The organism is Escherichia sp. 10290 (genome assembly GCF_030295155.1).
Classification (GTDB): Bacteria; Pseudomonadota; Gammaproteobacteria; order Enterobacterales; family Enterobacteriaceae; genus Escherichia; species Escherichia coli_F.
Map to the genome: position 1 here is coordinate 5,335,738 of NZ_AP025741.1, position 16,415 is coordinate 5,352,152.

15 protein-coding genes are annotated in these 16,415 nt (G+C 46.9%); 5 read left to right on the forward strand and 10 right to left on the reverse strand.

Features of this window, described 5'->3' with window-relative positions:
* Nucleotides 1-139 precede the first annotated feature (139 nt).
* From ytiC to iraD, 4 genes are all read left to right on the forward strand, one after another.
* Nucleotides 140-208: a small protein YtiC gene (gene ytiC / locus QUE74_RS29660; RefSeq protein WP_418886186.1), complete on the forward strand. Its 69-nt coding sequence runs from the start codon at nt 140-142 to the stop codon at nt 206-208.
* The gene (locus QUE74_RS26485) at nt 187-330 is read left to right on the forward strand and encodes a hypothetical protein (protein ID WP_270615807.1); all 144 of its coding nucleotides are present in this window, start codon (nt 187-189) and stop codon (nt 328-330) included. Before ytiC ends, QUE74_RS26485 begins: the two co-directional genes overlap by 22 nt.
* 115 nt (nt 331-445) lie before the next feature.
* On the forward strand, nt 446-529 hold the full coding sequence (gene idlP, locus QUE74_RS26490; protein WP_123009414.1) for an iraD leader peptide IdlP: 84 nt from the start codon (nt 446-448) through the stop codon (nt 527-529).
* Nucleotides 526-918, forward strand: a complete 393-nt coding sequence (gene iraD / locus QUE74_RS26495) for an anti-adapter protein IraD (RefSeq protein WP_000986226.1) — start codon at nt 526-528, stop codon at nt 916-918. The genes idlP and iraD overlap by 4 nt, the downstream gene beginning before the upstream one ends.
* On the opposite strand, the gene hypT is transcribed toward iraD, so the two are convergent.
* The 4 genes from hypT to QUE74_RS26515 form a co-directional block, all read right to left on the reverse strand.
* Entirely contained in the window at nt 911-1,822 is a 912-nt protein-coding gene (hypT, locus tag QUE74_RS26500; protein WP_000340767.1) for a hypochlorite stress DNA-binding transcriptional regulator HypT, read from the reverse strand. The genes iraD and hypT overlap by 8 nt on opposite strands.
* A gap of 64 nt (nt 1,823-1,886) precedes the next feature.
* The gene (gene iadA / locus QUE74_RS26505) at nt 1,887-3,059 is read right to left on the reverse strand and encodes a beta-aspartyl-peptidase (protein WP_000568398.1); all 1,173 of its coding nucleotides are present in this window, start codon (nt 3,057-3,059) and stop codon (nt 1,887-1,889) included.
* Nucleotides 3,060-3,071: 12 nt separating this feature from the next.
* On the reverse strand, nt 3,072-3,533 hold the full coding sequence (locus QUE74_RS26510; RefSeq protein WP_000211971.1) for a YjiG family protein: 462 nt from the start codon (nt 3,531-3,533) through the stop codon (nt 3,072-3,074).
* On the reverse strand, nt 3,530-4,213 hold the full coding sequence (locus tag QUE74_RS26515) for a nucleoside recognition domain-containing protein (protein ID WP_001295597.1): 684 nt from the start codon (nt 4,211-4,213) through the stop codon (nt 3,530-3,532). Before QUE74_RS26515 ends, QUE74_RS26510 begins: the two co-directional genes overlap by 4 nt.
* 249 nt (nt 4,214-4,462) lie before the next feature.
* Here QUE74_RS26515 and kptA point away from each other — a divergent pair, with 249 nt between their 5' ends.
* Nucleotides 4,463-5,035, forward strand: a complete 573-nt coding sequence (gene kptA, locus QUE74_RS26520) for an RNA 2'-phosphotransferase (protein WP_001151862.1) — start codon at nt 4,463-4,465, stop codon at nt 5,033-5,035.
* 180 nt (nt 5,036-5,215) lie between these two features.
* On the opposite strand, the gene iatD is transcribed toward kptA, so the two are convergent.
* The 6 genes from iatD to yjiL form a co-directional block, all read right to left on the reverse strand.
* On the reverse strand, nt 5,216-10,456 hold the full coding sequence (gene iatD / locus QUE74_RS26525) for an inverse autotransporter IatD (RefSeq protein WP_000168888.1): 5,241 nt from the start codon (nt 10,454-10,456) through the stop codon (nt 5,216-5,218).
* 210 nt (nt 10,457-10,666) lie between these two features.
* Nucleotides 10,667-11,845, reverse strand: a complete 1,179-nt coding sequence (locus tag QUE74_RS26530) for an MFS transporter (protein ID WP_001089438.1) — start codon at nt 11,843-11,845, stop codon at nt 10,667-10,669.
* Nucleotides 11,846-11,911: 66 nt separating this feature from the next.
* The gene (locus QUE74_RS26535; RefSeq protein WP_001355119.1) at nt 11,912-12,754 is read right to left on the reverse strand and encodes an SdiA-regulated domain-containing protein; all 843 of its coding nucleotides are present in this window, start codon (nt 12,752-12,754) and stop codon (nt 11,912-11,914) included.
* 259 nt (nt 12,755-13,013) lie between these two features.
* Nucleotides 13,014-15,071, reverse strand: a complete 2,058-nt coding sequence (locus tag QUE74_RS26540; protein ID WP_000535883.1) for a pentapeptide repeat-containing protein — start codon at nt 15,069-15,071, stop codon at nt 13,014-13,016.
* A 312-nt stretch (nt 15,072-15,383) separates the two neighbouring features.
* A complete protein-coding gene (locus QUE74_RS26545) occupies nt 15,384-15,650 on the reverse strand; it encodes a putative Se/S carrier protein (RefSeq protein WP_000657672.1) in 267 nt (88 codons plus the stop codon).
* Nucleotides 15,647-16,414: a putative 2-hydroxyacyl-CoA dehydratase activator YjiL gene (gene yjiL / locus QUE74_RS26550; protein ID WP_000331740.1), complete on the reverse strand. Its 768-nt coding sequence runs from the start codon at nt 16,412-16,414 to the stop codon at nt 15,647-15,649. The genes QUE74_RS26545 and yjiL overlap by 4 nt, the downstream gene beginning before the upstream one ends.
* Between the last annotated feature and the right edge of the window lies 1 nt (nt 16,415).

Sequence of the window (16,415 nt, forward strand, 5' to 3'; positions counted from 1 at the left end):
CTAAAGTATCAAAAAACGCTCATTTAAAATTATTTGCATGCAATTTAAAAGCATATCTTATTACTAATTGGAATTTGATGTTGTTATATTGATGTCTATATTAATAATGCCTGTGAATGGTGTTTTTGATGTATTTGATATGTTATCAATTTATATTATTTACAAACTAATTGTTTCAAATAATGCATGGCTGATTATGCGGAAATAAATAATCTCCCACCGAAATTAAGTAGCGGCGGTGACAAGTATTTTCATCTACGTAACTATTCGGAATATTCAGAATATACTAGCGGTTTTTTTTTGAGTTTGATGATTTTTATCAAATCATGACTTTTTTCCTGAAAAGTCAGTAGATATTCATAGGCAAGTAAGGTTTTATACTTTGCTGACAGGATTCAGGCCTGTCTCAGACTGACATGGATGTAATGAACAAAAGGGAATGGCTATGGAAAATGAGCATCAATACAGTGGTGCCCGGTATTCAGGGCAAGCCACATATGTTGCTAAACGTCAGGAGTGCGCAAAATGATGCGCCAATCACTTCAGGCTGTTTCACCTGAAATTTCAGGCAATAAAACGTTATCACTGCGTAAATCGGTATGCAGCGATCTCCTCACTCTTTTTAATTCTCCTCATTCGGCATTACCTTCATTACTTGTTTCAGGTATGCCTGAGTGGCAAGTGCATAACCAGAGCGACAAACATCTCCAGAGCTGGTATTGCCGTCAACTACGTTCTGCACTGTTATTTCATGAGCCTCGGATTGCGGCGTTGCAGGTCAATTTGAAAGAAGCGTACAGCCACACGCTGGCGATCAGCCTTGAGATAATGCTGCACCACGACGATGAACCGCTAACGTATGATCTGGTCTGGGATAGTGGCGGTTGGTGTAGTGCGACGCTGGAGAATGTCAGCTAAGCACAATCTCCAGCTCGCGCAGTTCGCGCCAGAAGCGTTCGGCCACGGGATTCATACGGGTATTCATCCGGTATGCATAGGCCTGAATCGGGATCACCAGTTCGTCCCGATTCAGAACGATAAGCTTCCCGCTGCGAATTTCTTGTTGGATGGCGTACTCCGGCAGCCAGGCAATCCCACAGCCGTCGAGGGCAACCTGCTTTAAAAGCTCGCTCATCGACGAGACAAAAAAGGTGCTGAAACTTAACTCACTGTGGCGCGTCAGGGTACGGTTAATCAATCGCCCCATGTAGGAGTTGCGGCTGTAATTCAGTAACGGAAAGTGTGGCTGTGCGAGGTTAAAAAGTGCTTCTCCGTGTTCGTCACTGGCGCAGACGGGGAACAATTGAGATTCAAATAAGCGAATGTGGTCAAACGGCGCTTCCAGCAAATCTTCGTCATGAAAGGAAAAAATACAGTCGCTTTGCCCTTCACGCAGTTTATCGACCGCTTCATCAACATCAATGGCTTCAATCGCCCAGGTAAAGAGCGGCGGCATCTGGCTGATAATGGACGGTAAAAGACCGAGAGAAAGAGAGTGTGCAGCGGCTACCTTGATTTTACGTTGCGCGTAATCGCTGCCGCCACGCAGTTCTGCAAGGTTGCTCTCTAACTGTTGCAGCAGATGGCGGATCTGCGAATGGAAGATTTTTCCTTGTTCCGAGAGTTGCAGAGGTGTCACCTGGCGGTTAAACAATTCAACGCCAATCGCCTGTTCCAGCGCGCGGATGCGACGGCTAAATGCGGGTTGTGAGACGTTGCGACTGACTGCCGCCTGGGAAAAGTTGCGGCATTTTTCCAGGGTCAGAAAATCATAAAGCCATTTTGTTTCAATATTATGCAAAACTGCACCACAGTCATCCATTACGTTTTACTCTGTCAGCCGCCCTTGCGGGCATTCTACGTCCATTCGGGCGGCTGACAACCGTTTATGCCGTTTCAAACGTTCCTTTCACGCAGGCTTTGCCGTCTTTAACCATCAGTTTGCCGCGAGCGTATACCTGTTCAATGCGCAGTTCTGGCGTCATGACCAGCAAGTCTGCGTCATTGCCTGGCAGAATTTCGCCTTTCCCGCTCAGGTTAAGGAAACCGGCTACGCTACTGGTGAGCGGGCGCAGGGCATCGCTGATACTGAAATCGTAGTCTTTGACCAGCACCTGCACGGTTTCCAGCAACGTTTCAAAACCTGCAACACCGATATGGGTTAAATTCCCTTCGTCATCGAAGAACGGCTGGCTACCGTTGCCGTCAGAGCTGAGGGTGACGCGTGCCAGCGGAATACCGGCCTGAACGGCGCGGGCAATACCTTCGGCAGGGGCGACTGGTTCGTCAATGCTGCTGGTGATGTCGATGGTACCGCCTTTGCGCGCAAACTCCAGCGCCTGCTCAAACAACGGTACGTTGCGGTTAACGTGGGTCGGCAGCAACTTATTGATGGGAACATCGCAGTTTTCCAGCAGGTCATAGATAGGCTGCAATGCCTTTTTGCTGTCGCCCATGTGGAACACAGTGACGCCAGGCTTACCGCCGAGCAAACCGCCAACGCGGGATTCCGCCGCCATATTGGCCAGGTGATAAACGTCCGGTGCGGCAGAGCGGTGATCAGAGATAGCGCATTTCACGCCAATCACGCGATCGATAATTGCCACGTCTTTTTCCACGGAACCTGTAATGGTGCGGGAAGGTACATGATAAGCGCCGGTCAGCATCCAGGCGCTGATGCCTTCCTCATTGAGCGCACGGGTCTTGGCGAGCAGGGATTCCGGGTGGCGAGAGACAGAGTCGGTGCCCAGCAGTCCAACCACTGACGTGACGCCCGCTTCTGTCAGACGACTTAACGCCACTTCCGGCGTACGCGTAGTGGGACCAGCTTCTCCGCCACCGCCAATCAAATGGACGTGTTGATCAATAAAACCTGGGCAGAGGATCTGCCCGCGGAGATCGACGACCATGCAGTCAGGTACGATGTCAGAAGGGATATTGCTGGCAACGGCGATAATTTTGCCGTTAGCGACGAGGACATCGCAAATTCCCCGATCTTCCGGCGCATACAAATGCGCTCCCTGCAGCAGGGTAAAACCGGCTGCGGAATAATCAATCATGATAACTCCTTGTTAAACAATAAGCTGCATAACCCAGATCGACAGCAATGCGTTAATGACGCAGACCGTAATGATGTGCGGATAATATTTGGCATTCACTTCGGCTGTCCCCAGGCAGCGACCGACATTTTGCACCGGGTTGCCCATTAAATACATTGCAGGCAGTAAAACAGTGACATCGTGGCCAGTTAATGCGCCAGCGGTCGCCAGACTGGCGGCAACACCGACTGCGCCGCCCATACTCATTAATGCGGCTAAAAGGACGGTTGCCGCTTCACCTGGCAATCCCCACAACGCCATTACGGGTTCACAGATATGCCCCACCCAGTCGAGCAGGCCAGTAATTTTCAGTGCCTGAATGATGACAAATGCCATCACCACGTTGGGCAGCAGGTTGGTGGTGGCGATAGTAAAGCCACGGCGCGCGCCATCGATAAACATATCCATGACATTTTTGCGGACCTGAGTTGTCATGCTTGCGCTCCTTGCGTTGGGTTGCGACGTTCTTCAAAGTTAAGCCAGACGCGCAAAATATTGGCACCGACAAATTTAAATACCAGGATGACGGCTAAAGGTACGATTACGGACGTCCCCAGAAAGGCAAACACCGCGACGCCGGAAGAGAAGTAGTTGGTGATAATGGCGCTACCGCTGGTTTGATATGCGGCGAAAATCACTTTATCGCGTTCGGTAATTTCTCCTTCCTGTGCCAGTTCTTTGGTCATACCGGCGGCAGCATCGGTGTTTTGTAGGTTAGCGATTAGCGCCAGCGAACAGATGCCTGGAATGCCAAGCAACGGTTTTAGCACTGGCGTCATTAACTGCTGCGCGGCGCGTAATCCGCCAAGACCATCGGTAATTGAAATAATCCCCAGAGAGAGAATGACTGATGGTGCCAGCTCCAGCGCAAAGAGAAAGCCATCTTTAGCCCCCGCGCCACCCGCGCCGCGAAATGAGGTGGTGGCTCCGTTCGCACCAGGCAGTTGCCCAAACGATCCGTTCAGAACGGAAAAATCAAAAACGCGCCACCAGCTGTCTGTCCCGGAAAAAACACCGGAAAAAAAGATTATGGTAAGAAAAAAAGCCAGATACCCTTTAATGCCAACTTTTTCTGTCGCCAGCTCCCCGGCTACAGCATCCCCTTGTTGTGTCATAACAATCCCCATTGTTTTTTTGTGTTTGTGTGTTGCTTTAGCCAGGAAAATTCCTGGAGCTGAAAAACCTTATCAGCCATGTGGGTATGGGGAAAATGCAAGTATGTTTCTGGCTATGCGTTTTTTGCATAGCGGAAAAATTACGCTGTTTGAACAAGATGCTGCGAAGGATTTCGTTGCAGAAAATTCATAAATCCAGTGACAATGACGTGAGTAAATAAAAACGGAAAATCCAGGGACGAAAATGCGATGGCAAAGTACAACGAAAAAGAGCTGGCGGATACGAGCAAGTTTTTAAGTTTTGTTCTCCGACATAAACCGGAGGCGATTGGTATCGTACTTGACCGTGAAGGATGGGCGGATATTGATAAGCTCATACTTTGTGCACAAAAAGCAGGTAAGCGGTTAACCCGTGCATTACTGGATACCGTTGTCGCCACCAGCGATAAAAAGCGTTTTAGTTATTCCAGTGATAGTAGGTGCATTCGCGCGGTTCAGGGGCATTCGACTTCGCAGGTCGCCATTGCCTTTGCCGAAAAAACACCGCCACAATTTCTCTACCACGGTACAGCAAGCCGCTTTCTTGACGAGATAAAAAAACAAGGGCTGATTCCAGGAGAGCGTCATTACGTGCATCTCTCTGCTGATGAAGCAACGGCACGCAAAGTGGGAGCAAGACACGGATCGCCGGTTATTTTAACCGTCAAAGCACAGGAAATGGCGAAACGAGGCATCCCTTTCTGGCAAGCGGAAAACGGGGTCTGGCTGACATCAACGGTTGCTGTTGAGTTTCTTGAGTGCCCGGAGAAAAGAGCTGATTAATGTTTGCTCGTGCCAGATGCGGCATAAACGCCTTGTGCTCCCTACAAAAGCATAAAAATTCAATATATTAGAGAGATAGTGTAAGCCTGATAAGCGTAGCGCATCAGGCAATTTGGCTTTTGTCATGAGTCTGAAAGGATACCCTCGCAAAAGGGTATCCTTTAATAACTACTTCAGAAATTAAAGTGATTTACGGCAGGCAGTTAGTTGAGCGCTGGAATCTGCGTCGCTTCCAATCCTGCCCGTCAGCATCTGCACATAGACGTGACTATTGTAATCATCCTGTTGATTGGTCCAGTAAGCACCCGCGGTAAATTGCGAATCACTGGAAAACTCCCCAACGTTCCCCCACTCACCATATAGCGATCCCAACGTGCGTTTGTTTTCGCCAGACGTTAAATGTGCGACGCCAGGAAGATTATATCCATCACTTTTCGCGTTGCAGAACGCATTGGCAGTTAGCCAGATATTGGTTTGATTCCCATGATTCACCCACCAGCCTTTCAGCTTAATTAATGTCTGGTAGGTTGTACCTCCTTGTCTGGGAACAGCGCTTATTACGACTGAAGTTTGGTCGCCGGTATTTGTGAAAGAAACTTTACCTGAAGCATCGACAGACACCCAACTCTGTGAACTTGTGAACATATAATCACTAACGGTTTTACCCGCTTCAAAGTTGTCATCATTAAGTGTGTAGTACGCCCCTATAAAACCTTCACTGGGGAATGTAGCCGTTGTGAAGGTATGGTTGTTGACTGTTACATGACCGTGCATGTCTTTTATTGAGCGGACAAGATCCAGTGATATGCTTAAGTTTGCTTGATGAACACCGTTCAGCATAGGAATGAGAGTCGCTCTGCCCTCTACGCCGCCAGTGACAGTGACGGTGTACTCGCCGTAATTTCTTTGGCTGTAATCAATATTGCTCAACTTCAGGAGGTTCACGTAGGCACCTGACTGGACAAATTCCAGATGATCAGACGTCACTATCGGGTTACCGTACTTGTCTTGCAATATTAACGTAAGTGTCGCGCTCTCCTGGAAGTCAGCCATAAAAGAGCTAACGCTAGATTTCAATGTTGATTTACTTTCATCTGCCGTACCAGGAATCAATGTAATGGCTGCGGATTTGTGGACTGTGCCAGGGACCTGAACATTGACAATTAGAGCTTCTGCCAATGTACCTGTTATTGTCGCCGTGACTTGCCCGGACTGATCGGTACGCGTAGTTGGATTATTAATCACCGGGCTGCCTTTGGTGTCTAAGCTGTAACTAACGTCGACACCTTCAACCGGGAATCCATAATCATCTTCTACTCGTGAAGTGATGGTGCTGCTATCAACCCCGTCGGCGATTATGGTGTCAGGAGAAGCCACTACACTCACAACATGTGCCGTTGTAGCATCAGCCTTAACCGCAACCGTCACCTGGCTCTGAACGGGAACGTCTTTGCCCATTGTGGCCGTAACGGTATATACATTGACTTTGTCACTGGTCAGCGTCACTTTGGCCTGACCTGACTGATCAGTCAGGATTTCCCCTGTATTGCTTAGCGTTGCACCATCAGGTGTTACGCTAAAGGTGATAATTTGCCCCGGCATCAATTCATCCTGAATATTTCTTGCCGTTGCGGTCAGTGTAATACCTTCACTGTTATGGACCGTGGTTTCTGGCTTCGATGATGTTAACTCGAGTTTGCCCTTTGCCACACTCACGTCAACTTTACGACTACTGTTATTGTCCAGCGATGCTGTCACCTGATAGACCCCAGGCTGGGTGCTGATAAGGTTAACGTACGCATAGCCGTTATTATCGGTGTAAGCCGTATCGTCTATCGTAATGTTAGCTGTTGGCAGCGCACTTAATCTGACGCGTTGACCGGCTATGACGTTATTAAACGCATCCTGTACGTGTATTCGTAGCGTGATGTTTTCGCCAACCATTATCGTTTTTTCGGCTCCGGTTATACTTATTATCTTCGCCGAACTTTCATCCGGGAGCACTGATAAACTAAACGTTTTATTATCGGATGATTGCGCTTTCCGGCTCACCACTACGTTATGTTGTCCGGCAATATTGCTGGTCATTATTACCGTCGCTTGACCCTGCGTATTGGTGGTGACTTCTGTTCCGCTTAGTGTGACATCGTTACTCTGGAAAGTGACCTGTTGGTCTTTAAGCGGATTTTGGTAAGCGTCCAGGATCGTTGCTGTCAGGGTACTCCCCGTACTGTTGCCAGCAACTATGGTATTTAATGAGGCAGTCAGCGGCTGGAGCTGCGCGCTGCTTGTATCCCCAATAAAATAGACTAGCTGATTAGCACTGGTATTATTTCTGCTCAGTGTCGCCGTCACTGTAAACTCACCCGCTTTTGTGCCTCGCAATGTGACCACGGCATTGCCGTTTGAATCGGTGCGAGCGGTGTCACTACTTAGCGTGAAGTTCCCTGTCATAGATGCTGGCAAGGTAAATTTCACATCCTCATCCGGTAGTGAGTGTCCATAAACATCTTTCACACTGGCAGTCAGGGTAACGGTATCTGTATTGTTAGCAATCGTACTGCCCGATCCGGCATTCAAAATAATTACCGATTGTTCCCTGTTTGGGACCACGGTAACCGTAACCGACTGGTGAATATTTTTATCCGCCTCAAGCGAGGCATCGACGGTATAGTTACCTGCTTTTGAACTGGTCAGGTGCACCCGCGCAATCCCGGACTGGTCAGTTGTGGCGGTCGTGTTGTCCAGTTGCGAGTCAGTTGGTGCCACAAAATTCACTTTCATATCTTTTAACGGGTTGTTATGAAAGTCTGTGACGGTGGCGGTCAGGGTACTACCCTGGCTATTACCAGCACTAATGGTATCTGGAGCGGCAACCAGTTGTTTGAGTTTTGGCGTATTCGAATCGCTAACAAATTTCGCAGTTACCCGTTGAGTAGAACCATTTGGCAGCGTAGCGCTAATCGTATTTTCTTCCGCAACCTGACTTATCATGTTGATTGTGGCAACACCATGTGCATCAGTATTTTGTTGCGTCGGTTCTACAAATTCCGCGCTTCCTTTCTCATTCTTAAAGGTGACCTGATGATTTCTCAGGGGATTATCACTCTCATCAGTGACGTTAATAGTGATGGTATTAAACGTCTTTTTATCGGCGTAAACGTCATTATTCGTTGCGGATAATGTAGCGACGTGAGCCTTATTCTGGTTTGCTTCGATATTATAAATATGCGATTGCAGAGGAGTATTCCAGTTGTGAAGGCTAAGTTGTGCCCTCAGGGCTGCTCCTTGCTTATGGGCCGGATAATTCGCTGCATAAACGCCCGGATGCTCTTCGTGCCAGACAACCGTGGCGCCTGGTTTGCTGTTCTCGACAGTGACGGCTTTTACCAACGCGTCTTCTTGATATTCAACCGGTTTATTGTTGTCGTCTTTCAGTTCTACCCTGACTTTGATGTCGTCTCCGGCATAATACAATATGTTATCTATGGATATTGAAGAATGGTCGCGGGATGAGACAACAGGGACGATATTAACGACGATGGATTCTTTTACCGCACTCTCACCGTTAAGTTGCGGTGTCAGTGTTACTGAACCTGAAGTCGTTCCTGCAGTCAGCATCTGTGTGTAGCTACCATCCCCGTTATCTGTCCAGTCAGACAGCGTGATATCCTGAACACCTTCACTGCGGGTTTGCAGTGCCAGCCCCGGAACCGGAGTTCCGTCGGAATCGTGCGCAGTCACAGTCAATGTGGTAGTCGATTTTTTATCTGCTGCCAGGGTTAGCGGATTAACGGATAACAGAGAATCTTTCTGGCTTAATGTCGGAGCCTGGATGACGACCATGCTTTGCTCACGATGTGACAGATTACCTTTTACATCCTCAGCGGTAACGTCTATCGGCCACGTATTATCGGTTTCCGGGGTGTTAGTGAAGCGGTAACCAGGCAGCGTGACCGTGATATCTTTTCCGGAAGTGCTGACTTTTCCTCCAGCAGATTCCAGCGCAGCAGCGTCGATTTTATAGCCTTTCAGGGCATATTTGGTCTGTAGCGAGGAAACCAGCGATTTTATTTCTCCCGATTTCCCTTTCACTGGGTCCAGCAGACTCAGGCGGATAAGCTCTTTCTTGCGGTATTCCAGAACGATGTTGTTGTTGCGATCAATCAGGTCATAACGACTACCGGCCAGACTGCGCCGTCCGGCCACTTCGTCCGGGTTAAGCTGTTTCTGCATTGAGCTGCTGGGTTGCCAGGTCAGATCAACGGCAAACCGTGAGTCATTTTCACCTTGTTTCCCCTGACGCTGCTCTGCACTGAGAGTCAGAAGCGGGAAGGGGGTATAGTTGAGGCCTGCGGTAATAGCATGGGGATTACTTTGACGATCATTCTTGTCAAACAGCGCCACTTCATCGCCATAGTATTGTTCATAGACCAGTTTTCCACCCAGATGCGGCCAGGCAGGTAACCAGCCTTCTGCGCGTAAATCCCAGCCGTTAGCCGGGCGGGCTTCGTAGTCATTATTCAATTCTGGTGCGCTACGCCAGCCGGTCAGGCCGATATAAGCATTGCTGCTCAACTTCAGATAGTCACGCCAGTATTCTGCGCCAAGTCCCGCGCGGGAGTGATAGCGGCTCAGGTCGTGATCAAAAAACAGGTTGATGCCTGACATCCAACTGGGGGTGAAGTAACGCCAGCCTAAACCGGTGTTGATCTGGGTGCGATCGTCCGTTCGATGAAGGGTATGCTGGCTGAAGAGCAGATAATCGGGTGTGTCATACCATGGATGCAGGAAGTCGAATTCCGAATTTTTCAGGCTAAAATCTTCATCCACGCCCAGAGAGATTTTCGCGGTGCCAAAGTTATTTAACCAATCAGTCATCGTGCCAGAGGCTTCTGAAGACGCCCAACCACGCGCCATGCTGCTCGCCTGCTCACTATTCATACCTTGTGAAAGCAGAGTGCCAACTCGCTGTGAAGTACTGGCTATTTGATTCTCCAGTGTGTTTTCGGCATTCGCCGGTGATACGGCATTTTGTAGCTCATGACTTCTCTGCGAGGTTGTTGCCGGAACATCCAGTTCTTCACCCTGACGCACGTTATCAAAGCCGCGAGCAAAAGTACGAAACTGATTAAGACGACGAAGCTCTTCCAGTGAAATACCGAACCGGTCAGCAACACTTTGCGCTGATTCCAGCGCGCCAAGCGTGTAAGGTACGGTTTTATTTTCTGTAAGAGGGGGAGGAGATGAAACTGTCATCTGGGGTTTAGCGTGTACCACATTTTGTGCCGTCGCGATGACGGGGAAAAAAATTTGTGTGAATAAACAAACTCCGGCGGCCAGGCGGCGTATTTTGTCACCCAGACCGCATAAAGAGTTTTGATCATTATTTTTTATTTGCTGCGCATTTGTCGAAGCCATAGTGACCTTCCGTGAAAAAACAGAATTAAACGTGTTTTTTCTAGCACGGAGGTATAAAACGATCCTGACTATAATATGACCAGAAATAATGAATTAGCCGTAAATTTGCTAAACCATGAATAATAGTGGCGGTGGCTGAGCACCGCCAAAGAACAAGGGTGTTTTAGTTATTTTACGTGCTGTACTGAAAAGTTAAATTCATTAAATCAACTAAGAGTAATTCGTATGTATTTTGAATATTTGCATCCCGCAGATTAACGCTGCGATAAATAGCGCAGCTGCGCCGCAGAGCGTGGCACTGGCGAGCGCCGACGTTCCGTTGCCGAGCATGCTGGTCAGCACCGGGCCAAGAATTTGCCCGATACCATAAATAAGTGTCACAAAGCCCAAAAGATTAAGATTTCCCGGCACGCTAAGCTGGCGGGCGATGGTCATCACCAACGAGGTAGTCCCCATAAAGGTGCCGCCAAAACCAATACTGCTGATGATGAGTAATAAAGGAGAGCTACTGGCGAGGGTTAACAGCACGCAGACAGCCTGCACCAGCAAATTTGCGGTCAGGCAAGGTAATGCTCCCCACCGTTTGGCTGCCCATAGCCAGCCAAAGCAACCTGGGACAATTGACAAGCCAACCAGTGTCCAGAGGTGAGCCGTCAGCACAGGCTGGCCCGCGTCTTTCGCCATGAGCGGCAGGTACGTGGCGACGATGATATAACCAAAACCCGCCAGACCATACAGAATCGCCAGTAACCACCAGCTCATGGGTTGTCGGGCAATTTTTGCCAATGGTGCTGGTGCGATAATATGTTTCTTCGACGGAATGAGCAGCGCCAGAACAAGCAATATTATGGCAGAAAGTGCCCCGGCACCTTGCCACAACGTTTGTGAAGAGAGGGAAAAATGCAGGCCTGCCAGTACATATTCATTACCCAGAGCAATACCGACGCCAACGCCAGAAAATAGCGCCGCAAGAACAAAGGGATGGCGGGTGTGTTGCATGATAAGCGTCGAGCCGAAAATCAACATCCCGGCGCTGGCGACCCCTGCCAGAAAGCGAATGATGAAAACCAGAAGAAACGGCGGCAACCACGCCATCGCGAGGATTAATAATCCGGTTGCGAGGGCGGAAGTTAACAGGAATGGGCGCAGGCGTGAGGGCAAATGAAACGCGCCGAATGAAAACAGCAGGCTCCCCGCCAGATACCCGGCATAGTTACCACTGGCGATCCACGAGAGTTCGCTAAAGGAAAACTCGCCTTCCGCCAGCATGACTGGCAGCATCGGCGTATAGAGAAAGCGGCCTAAACCCATACCTAGGGTCAGAACCAGCATCCCGAATAACGCGGTGCTGAAAGAAAAACGTTCTACGGGATGCGATGTCGAATTCATGTTCTGCCTGATTTGTATTAATTGAGTTAACAATTTAATAACAAAAAAAGCGAGCCTGCCAGACTGTTATTGTGATTTTGTCGACGTAAAGCGATAAAAAAGATTGGGTTCGCCAACGATATAGATGTTGCCACTGGCATCCATCGCTATCCCTTCCGCCTGCTTGATGTTATGTGAAAGGCCATAGTTGCCTTTGGTTAACGACATTTCGCCGATAACGTCACCTGTCACGGTCACTTCCTGCAGGGCGCGTGACTCATGTGACAACACCAGTAGCGTATTTTTCTGTGGGTTAAATTCCGCACCAGAAACATCATCCAAAGTAAACTGACGCTGCAATGCTTTATCTTTACTGATATGCAACTCATCGCTACGCAATAGCCCGGTTACTTTGTAGACCTCTATCGGATTTTTCTCTTTAAAAAACCAGAAGGTATGGTCCTGAGAGGAATAAGCCAGCCCTTCAAAGCCACAGTTGGTTGGCGTTTCCTGCAATGGGATTTTTATTTTTTTGAGGATGCTCACTTCCGAATCAGCGTTAAGTGAAATCACATAAATGGCATAATCACGTTCATCACTGATGACAAATTTATTATCACCAATGTATTCAATCGTCTCGAGATCCTTAACGAAATCGAGCGGAATGGTGCGGATCAGATCGCCCTCGGTCGTCATTTCAACGATGGTTGCAGGTTTGTTGATAGTGCTAAACAAAGTATTGCTCTGCGCAGACCAGGTCAGTGAGGAGATATTTTTAGTTACTCCTGTAATCTCTTTACCATCGATAGTGGCCTGATAATTCTGAAACCCTGCGACATGCTGGCTTTTACGGACGCAGGATTGCACAAAAAACAGGCTTACCGCCACGATGGCGCAAAGAAAAACGATAAAGGTGATGCGCTTTTTCAACTTGTTGCTCCTTATTATTGCTTTTTTCTCGTCAAATTCAGTGCGACAGATAAGGAGTATACGGATGAAGCTTAATGAATTCTTAACGCGGGGCGATGAAATAGTAAACGCCGCAGGGGAGTTGCGGCGTTTGTCTTTGGATGGCAGAACATTTTCAGCTTACGTTGGCTGACAAATGCGCCTCATCCATGAATGATAGATGAGGCGGTTAACAATTTATATCCTCTGCCATACTCACTCTGTTTGGGTGATTATTGAACTATTCGTCAACTATATACGTTGGCTGATAAGACGTTAAACCCGGAATGGAAAAACTGCTATTCACTTCTTTCTTTAAACGGGCTTGATTAAAACTGTTACTGTCCTGTTGCTCGGTACTGTTCTTGGCTTTTTTATCGATATTATCATTGTAAAGATATGCACTCTTAAGAGAAACATTATTCACTTTGGCATTGAAAAAACAGGCATTTTTAAAAGTCGTATCTATAAATATCGTATTGAACAACCATGCATGGTTAAATAGAATATTAGAACCTTCTGTACCAGTGAAATTAGTATTGTTAAATGTTGCAGCAGAAAAGTTTGTATTAAACAGTTTGCATTTTGTTAAATTAGCGTTTGTAAAATTGGTAAACATGCAGACAGTATCAGTAAGATCATATTCTGAAAGATCTTTATCCGATAGATCGGAATAATTTAGTATTGCTCCAGTAAGAATTACTTTAGGTGTACCAGGTATTCGAGGTGTTGCAGGTATTTTTGGTGCTCCAGGTATTTCAGGTATTTTAGAAGTATCAGATGTTGCAGATGTTGCAGATGTTGCAGATGTTTCATATAGAATGACTGATGTGAAATCTATGTGTTCAAGATAAGCCTTACTAAGGTCACTTCCAGTAAAATTAACGCCAGTGAGAACTTTTCCGCTGAAGTTACAGTTTCGTAGATTTGCGTTTTTGAAATTTACATAAGTCAAGTGGCGAACTTTACGAAAATCATTATTTTCTAATGTGGCATTTTCGAATTTTGCATTACGCAGATCACAATCTGTAAAATCCACGCCTTCACAGATCGTACCGGAGAAATCCGCTTTTCTAAGAATGCTGCCATTAAAATTGACATTCCTTAGAGCCATTTTAGACAAGTCTATGCCGGTTAAATCCATTCCCGCTAAATTCAACCCTTTGATACACCGTTGACCCGATTCATCTTTAGGAATAGCAGTGCTAATAGTATTGATGACAATATCACCTATCTTGAAGGTCATTGTAATTCCTGCATCAGAGACAGAGAGTTTTCGCGTAAGACGTTCACTCTTATCTCCAGTGATACTCTTCTGAGCAACGTAAAAGCGCTCACATGTATGACAAAATCTTTTCCAGCTCTCATTTGGTGTCAGATTATTGTCCGGGAGGAAATTAGCAATGCTATAAAGATCGTTCAGGACGCTACTTTTTATTTCAGGAGAGGCGCACTCTATAATTTCAGAGGTGGATATTGTATTTTTTATTTTATCTCTATTATCCGTGAGATTTCGTGATCCTGATATATTTGGCTGCTGGTGATTTTCTCTGTAGTATTGCAGCACATTTTCCCATTGTAAGTTTGTCAACGAGATAGTTTCAGTCTCGTTATTATTATCCCGTATGGTTAATTGACTTTCTACTGGGTCAAAAGAAATCATGAAGTTATTCAGATGTCGATATTGATGAGTGGCATCTAATTTCACTTCAAATGAATTTGAACTTTTGCAGGCATGTGTTAAAAACTTATCAAAGGGAAGGTATTGCTCTTTTTCTACGTGCTGTGGGTCATTTCGCAAAACAGAGAAAATGCTCTCTTTCAAATTGTTCTTGTCAATATAGATTGGTAGTTGCGCTTTTTGTTCCATTATTTTAATAAACTGCTGCAGTTGCTCGGTTTTAACATTGCAACTATGACTTATATCTTTGTGGTAAACAGTTAATACGCTTTCATTATCATCTTGTCGATTAAATATTATTTTTAGATCGTTAATTTCAAACTCATTTAAACCATTTCTTTTGGTTTTGGCGATGATTTGTTCTGTTGTTGATGAATATCGATTTAAGGTTAATTCGAGATTGTCGGGATTAGAGATAAGGTGAATAAAAACATTCAGTACACGCTTAATAAAACCATCATTCAAATGATTTATATCATAATTAATTTGTTTTTGTATGGTTTCAATTTCCGTGTTAATGTCAAATGGTTGGTTGCTTTTTTTATGGCAAGGTTTTAGTCCCGAATACATGTCGAGTGTTGGAAGAATATCGCCGTATATGTTAAATGTGGAGCCCATATTTTTATCCTTGAATTGTGAAATATTCTTCTAAATCTAAAATAATCAGGGGGTGTGGGTAAAGATAAGCTTCACACTGAAACTTATCTTTATCATTACCACACCCGGTAATCATTTTATTGCTCTATGTATAATTATGGGTTTAAGTATAATACAATGTATATTGTATTTTAGACGCGCAATAGCAAGGTGCTATCAAAAATCGCTCATTTTGTGGATGGGAAATATTTCACAGCAGGCGAGATATTTAATACAACTTCCTTCATGCAGGATTATGTGCAGCCAAATATCCGGGCGTTATATTTAAAGATCTTATTGCCTGGTTGACGCTTCTGAATCGTAATGCACCACGCACTGCCAGTTGCTGCCCTGTTGGCAATATATCGCTTCGGTCTGCCCAGGGATCACCCATTGTATTTCCTCGCCGGGCAGACAGGTCAGCCAAATGCATAACCCGCAGCCGCCGCGTAAATCACGGGGAATATCGCTGACGCGAAAAGTCATGCCCGCTGCCTGCAACGCCTTGCGGGTTTGTATGACGCCGACCGTGGAGTGAAATAAAAATAAAAACTCTTTCATCGGCGTTTTCTCACTCGTTGACCAATTACCGCTGCGCCAATTGCGCCAGCAAATTGCGCATCAGGATGGGTATTTACCGGCATTCCCAGGTGAGTTTCCAACATCCGGGCAAACGTCTGGCAATGACTAACGCCACCAGTAAACAGAATCGGCGCTTCACAGGAGAGACGAGCAATGAAATTGGCACTCCGCCGCGCCATCGCGTTAATCACTCCAGCGAGAATCGCTTCTGGCGCGACGCCCGCTGAGCGCAGGCTGATCACTTCTGATTCGGCAAACACTGTACACATACTCGTGATGGCGTGCGGCGTGATATTTTCCGTTATGCTGTCGAGCTGTTCGACGTTGGTGCCAAGCGTGCGCGAGATCACCTCCAGGAAACGCCCGGTGCCCGCCGCGCATTTGTCATTCATCAGGAAATCGCACAGGTTACCGTCATCATCAAGCTGAATCACTTTGCTGTCCTGACCGCCGATGTCAATTACCGCGCGCGTTGCTGGCGCAAGAAACCGAGCGCCCAGCCCGTGACAGGAGATTTCCGTCACCTGTTTATCGGCAAAATCCACCAGTTGCCGCCCGTAGCCGGTGAGCGTCAGAAACGGCGTTGTTTCTAACCCTTCGCGCAGAGTTTCCCAGGCTTCAGTAATTGCTGTTGCCGGGCGAAAGGGTGTTGGAACGAGGAAACGGCGCGTAATCACGCCGTCTGCCAGTAAGATCCCTTTGGTGGCGGTTGAGCCGGAATCAATGCCAATCGAATATGCCACT

Bases quoted from the DNA above. Each gene is read 5' to 3' on its own strand.
- QUE74_RS26540 (WP_000535883.1), bottom strand. From the start codon at position 15,071: ATGGGCTCCACATTTAACATATACGGCGATATTCTTCCAACACTCGAC.
- QUE74_RS26545 (WP_000657672.1), bottom strand. From the start codon at position 15,650: ATGAAAGAGTTTTTATTTTTATTTCACTCCACGGTCGGCGTCATACAA.
- iadA (WP_000568398.1), bottom strand. From the start codon at position 3,059: ATGATTGATTATTCCGCAGCCGGTTTTACCCTGCTGCAGGGAGCGCAT.
- QUE74_RS26510 (WP_000211971.1), bottom strand. From the start codon at position 3,533: ATGACAACTCAGGTCCGCAAAAATGTCATGGATATGTTTATCGATGGC.
- QUE74_RS26515 (WP_001295597.1), bottom strand. From the start codon at position 4,213: ATGACACAACAAGGGGATGCTGTAGCCGGGGAGCTGGCGACAGAAAAA.
- iatD (WP_000168888.1), bottom strand. From the start codon at position 10,456: ATGGCTTCGACAAATGCGCAGCAAATAAAAAATAATGATCAAAACTCT.
- iraD (WP_000986226.1), top strand. From the start codon at position 526: ATGATGCGCCAATCACTTCAGGCTGTTTCACCTGAAATTTCAGGCAAT.
- idlP (WP_123009414.1), top strand. From the start codon at position 446: ATGGAAAATGAGCATCAATACAGTGGTGCCCGGTATTCAGGGCAAGCC.
- hypT (WP_000340767.1), bottom strand. From the start codon at position 1,822: ATGGATGACTGTGGTGCAGTTTTGCATAATATTGAAACAAAATGGCTT.
- QUE74_RS26530 (WP_001089438.1), bottom strand. From the start codon at position 11,845: ATGAATTCGACATCGCATCCCGTAGAACGTTTTTCTTTCAGCACCGCG.
- QUE74_RS26485 (WP_270615807.1), top strand. From the start codon at position 187: ATGGCTGATTATGCGGAAATAAATAATCTCCCACCGAAATTAAGTAGC.
- kptA (WP_001151862.1), top strand. From the start codon at position 4,463: ATGGCAAAGTACAACGAAAAAGAGCTGGCGGATACGAGCAAGTTTTTA.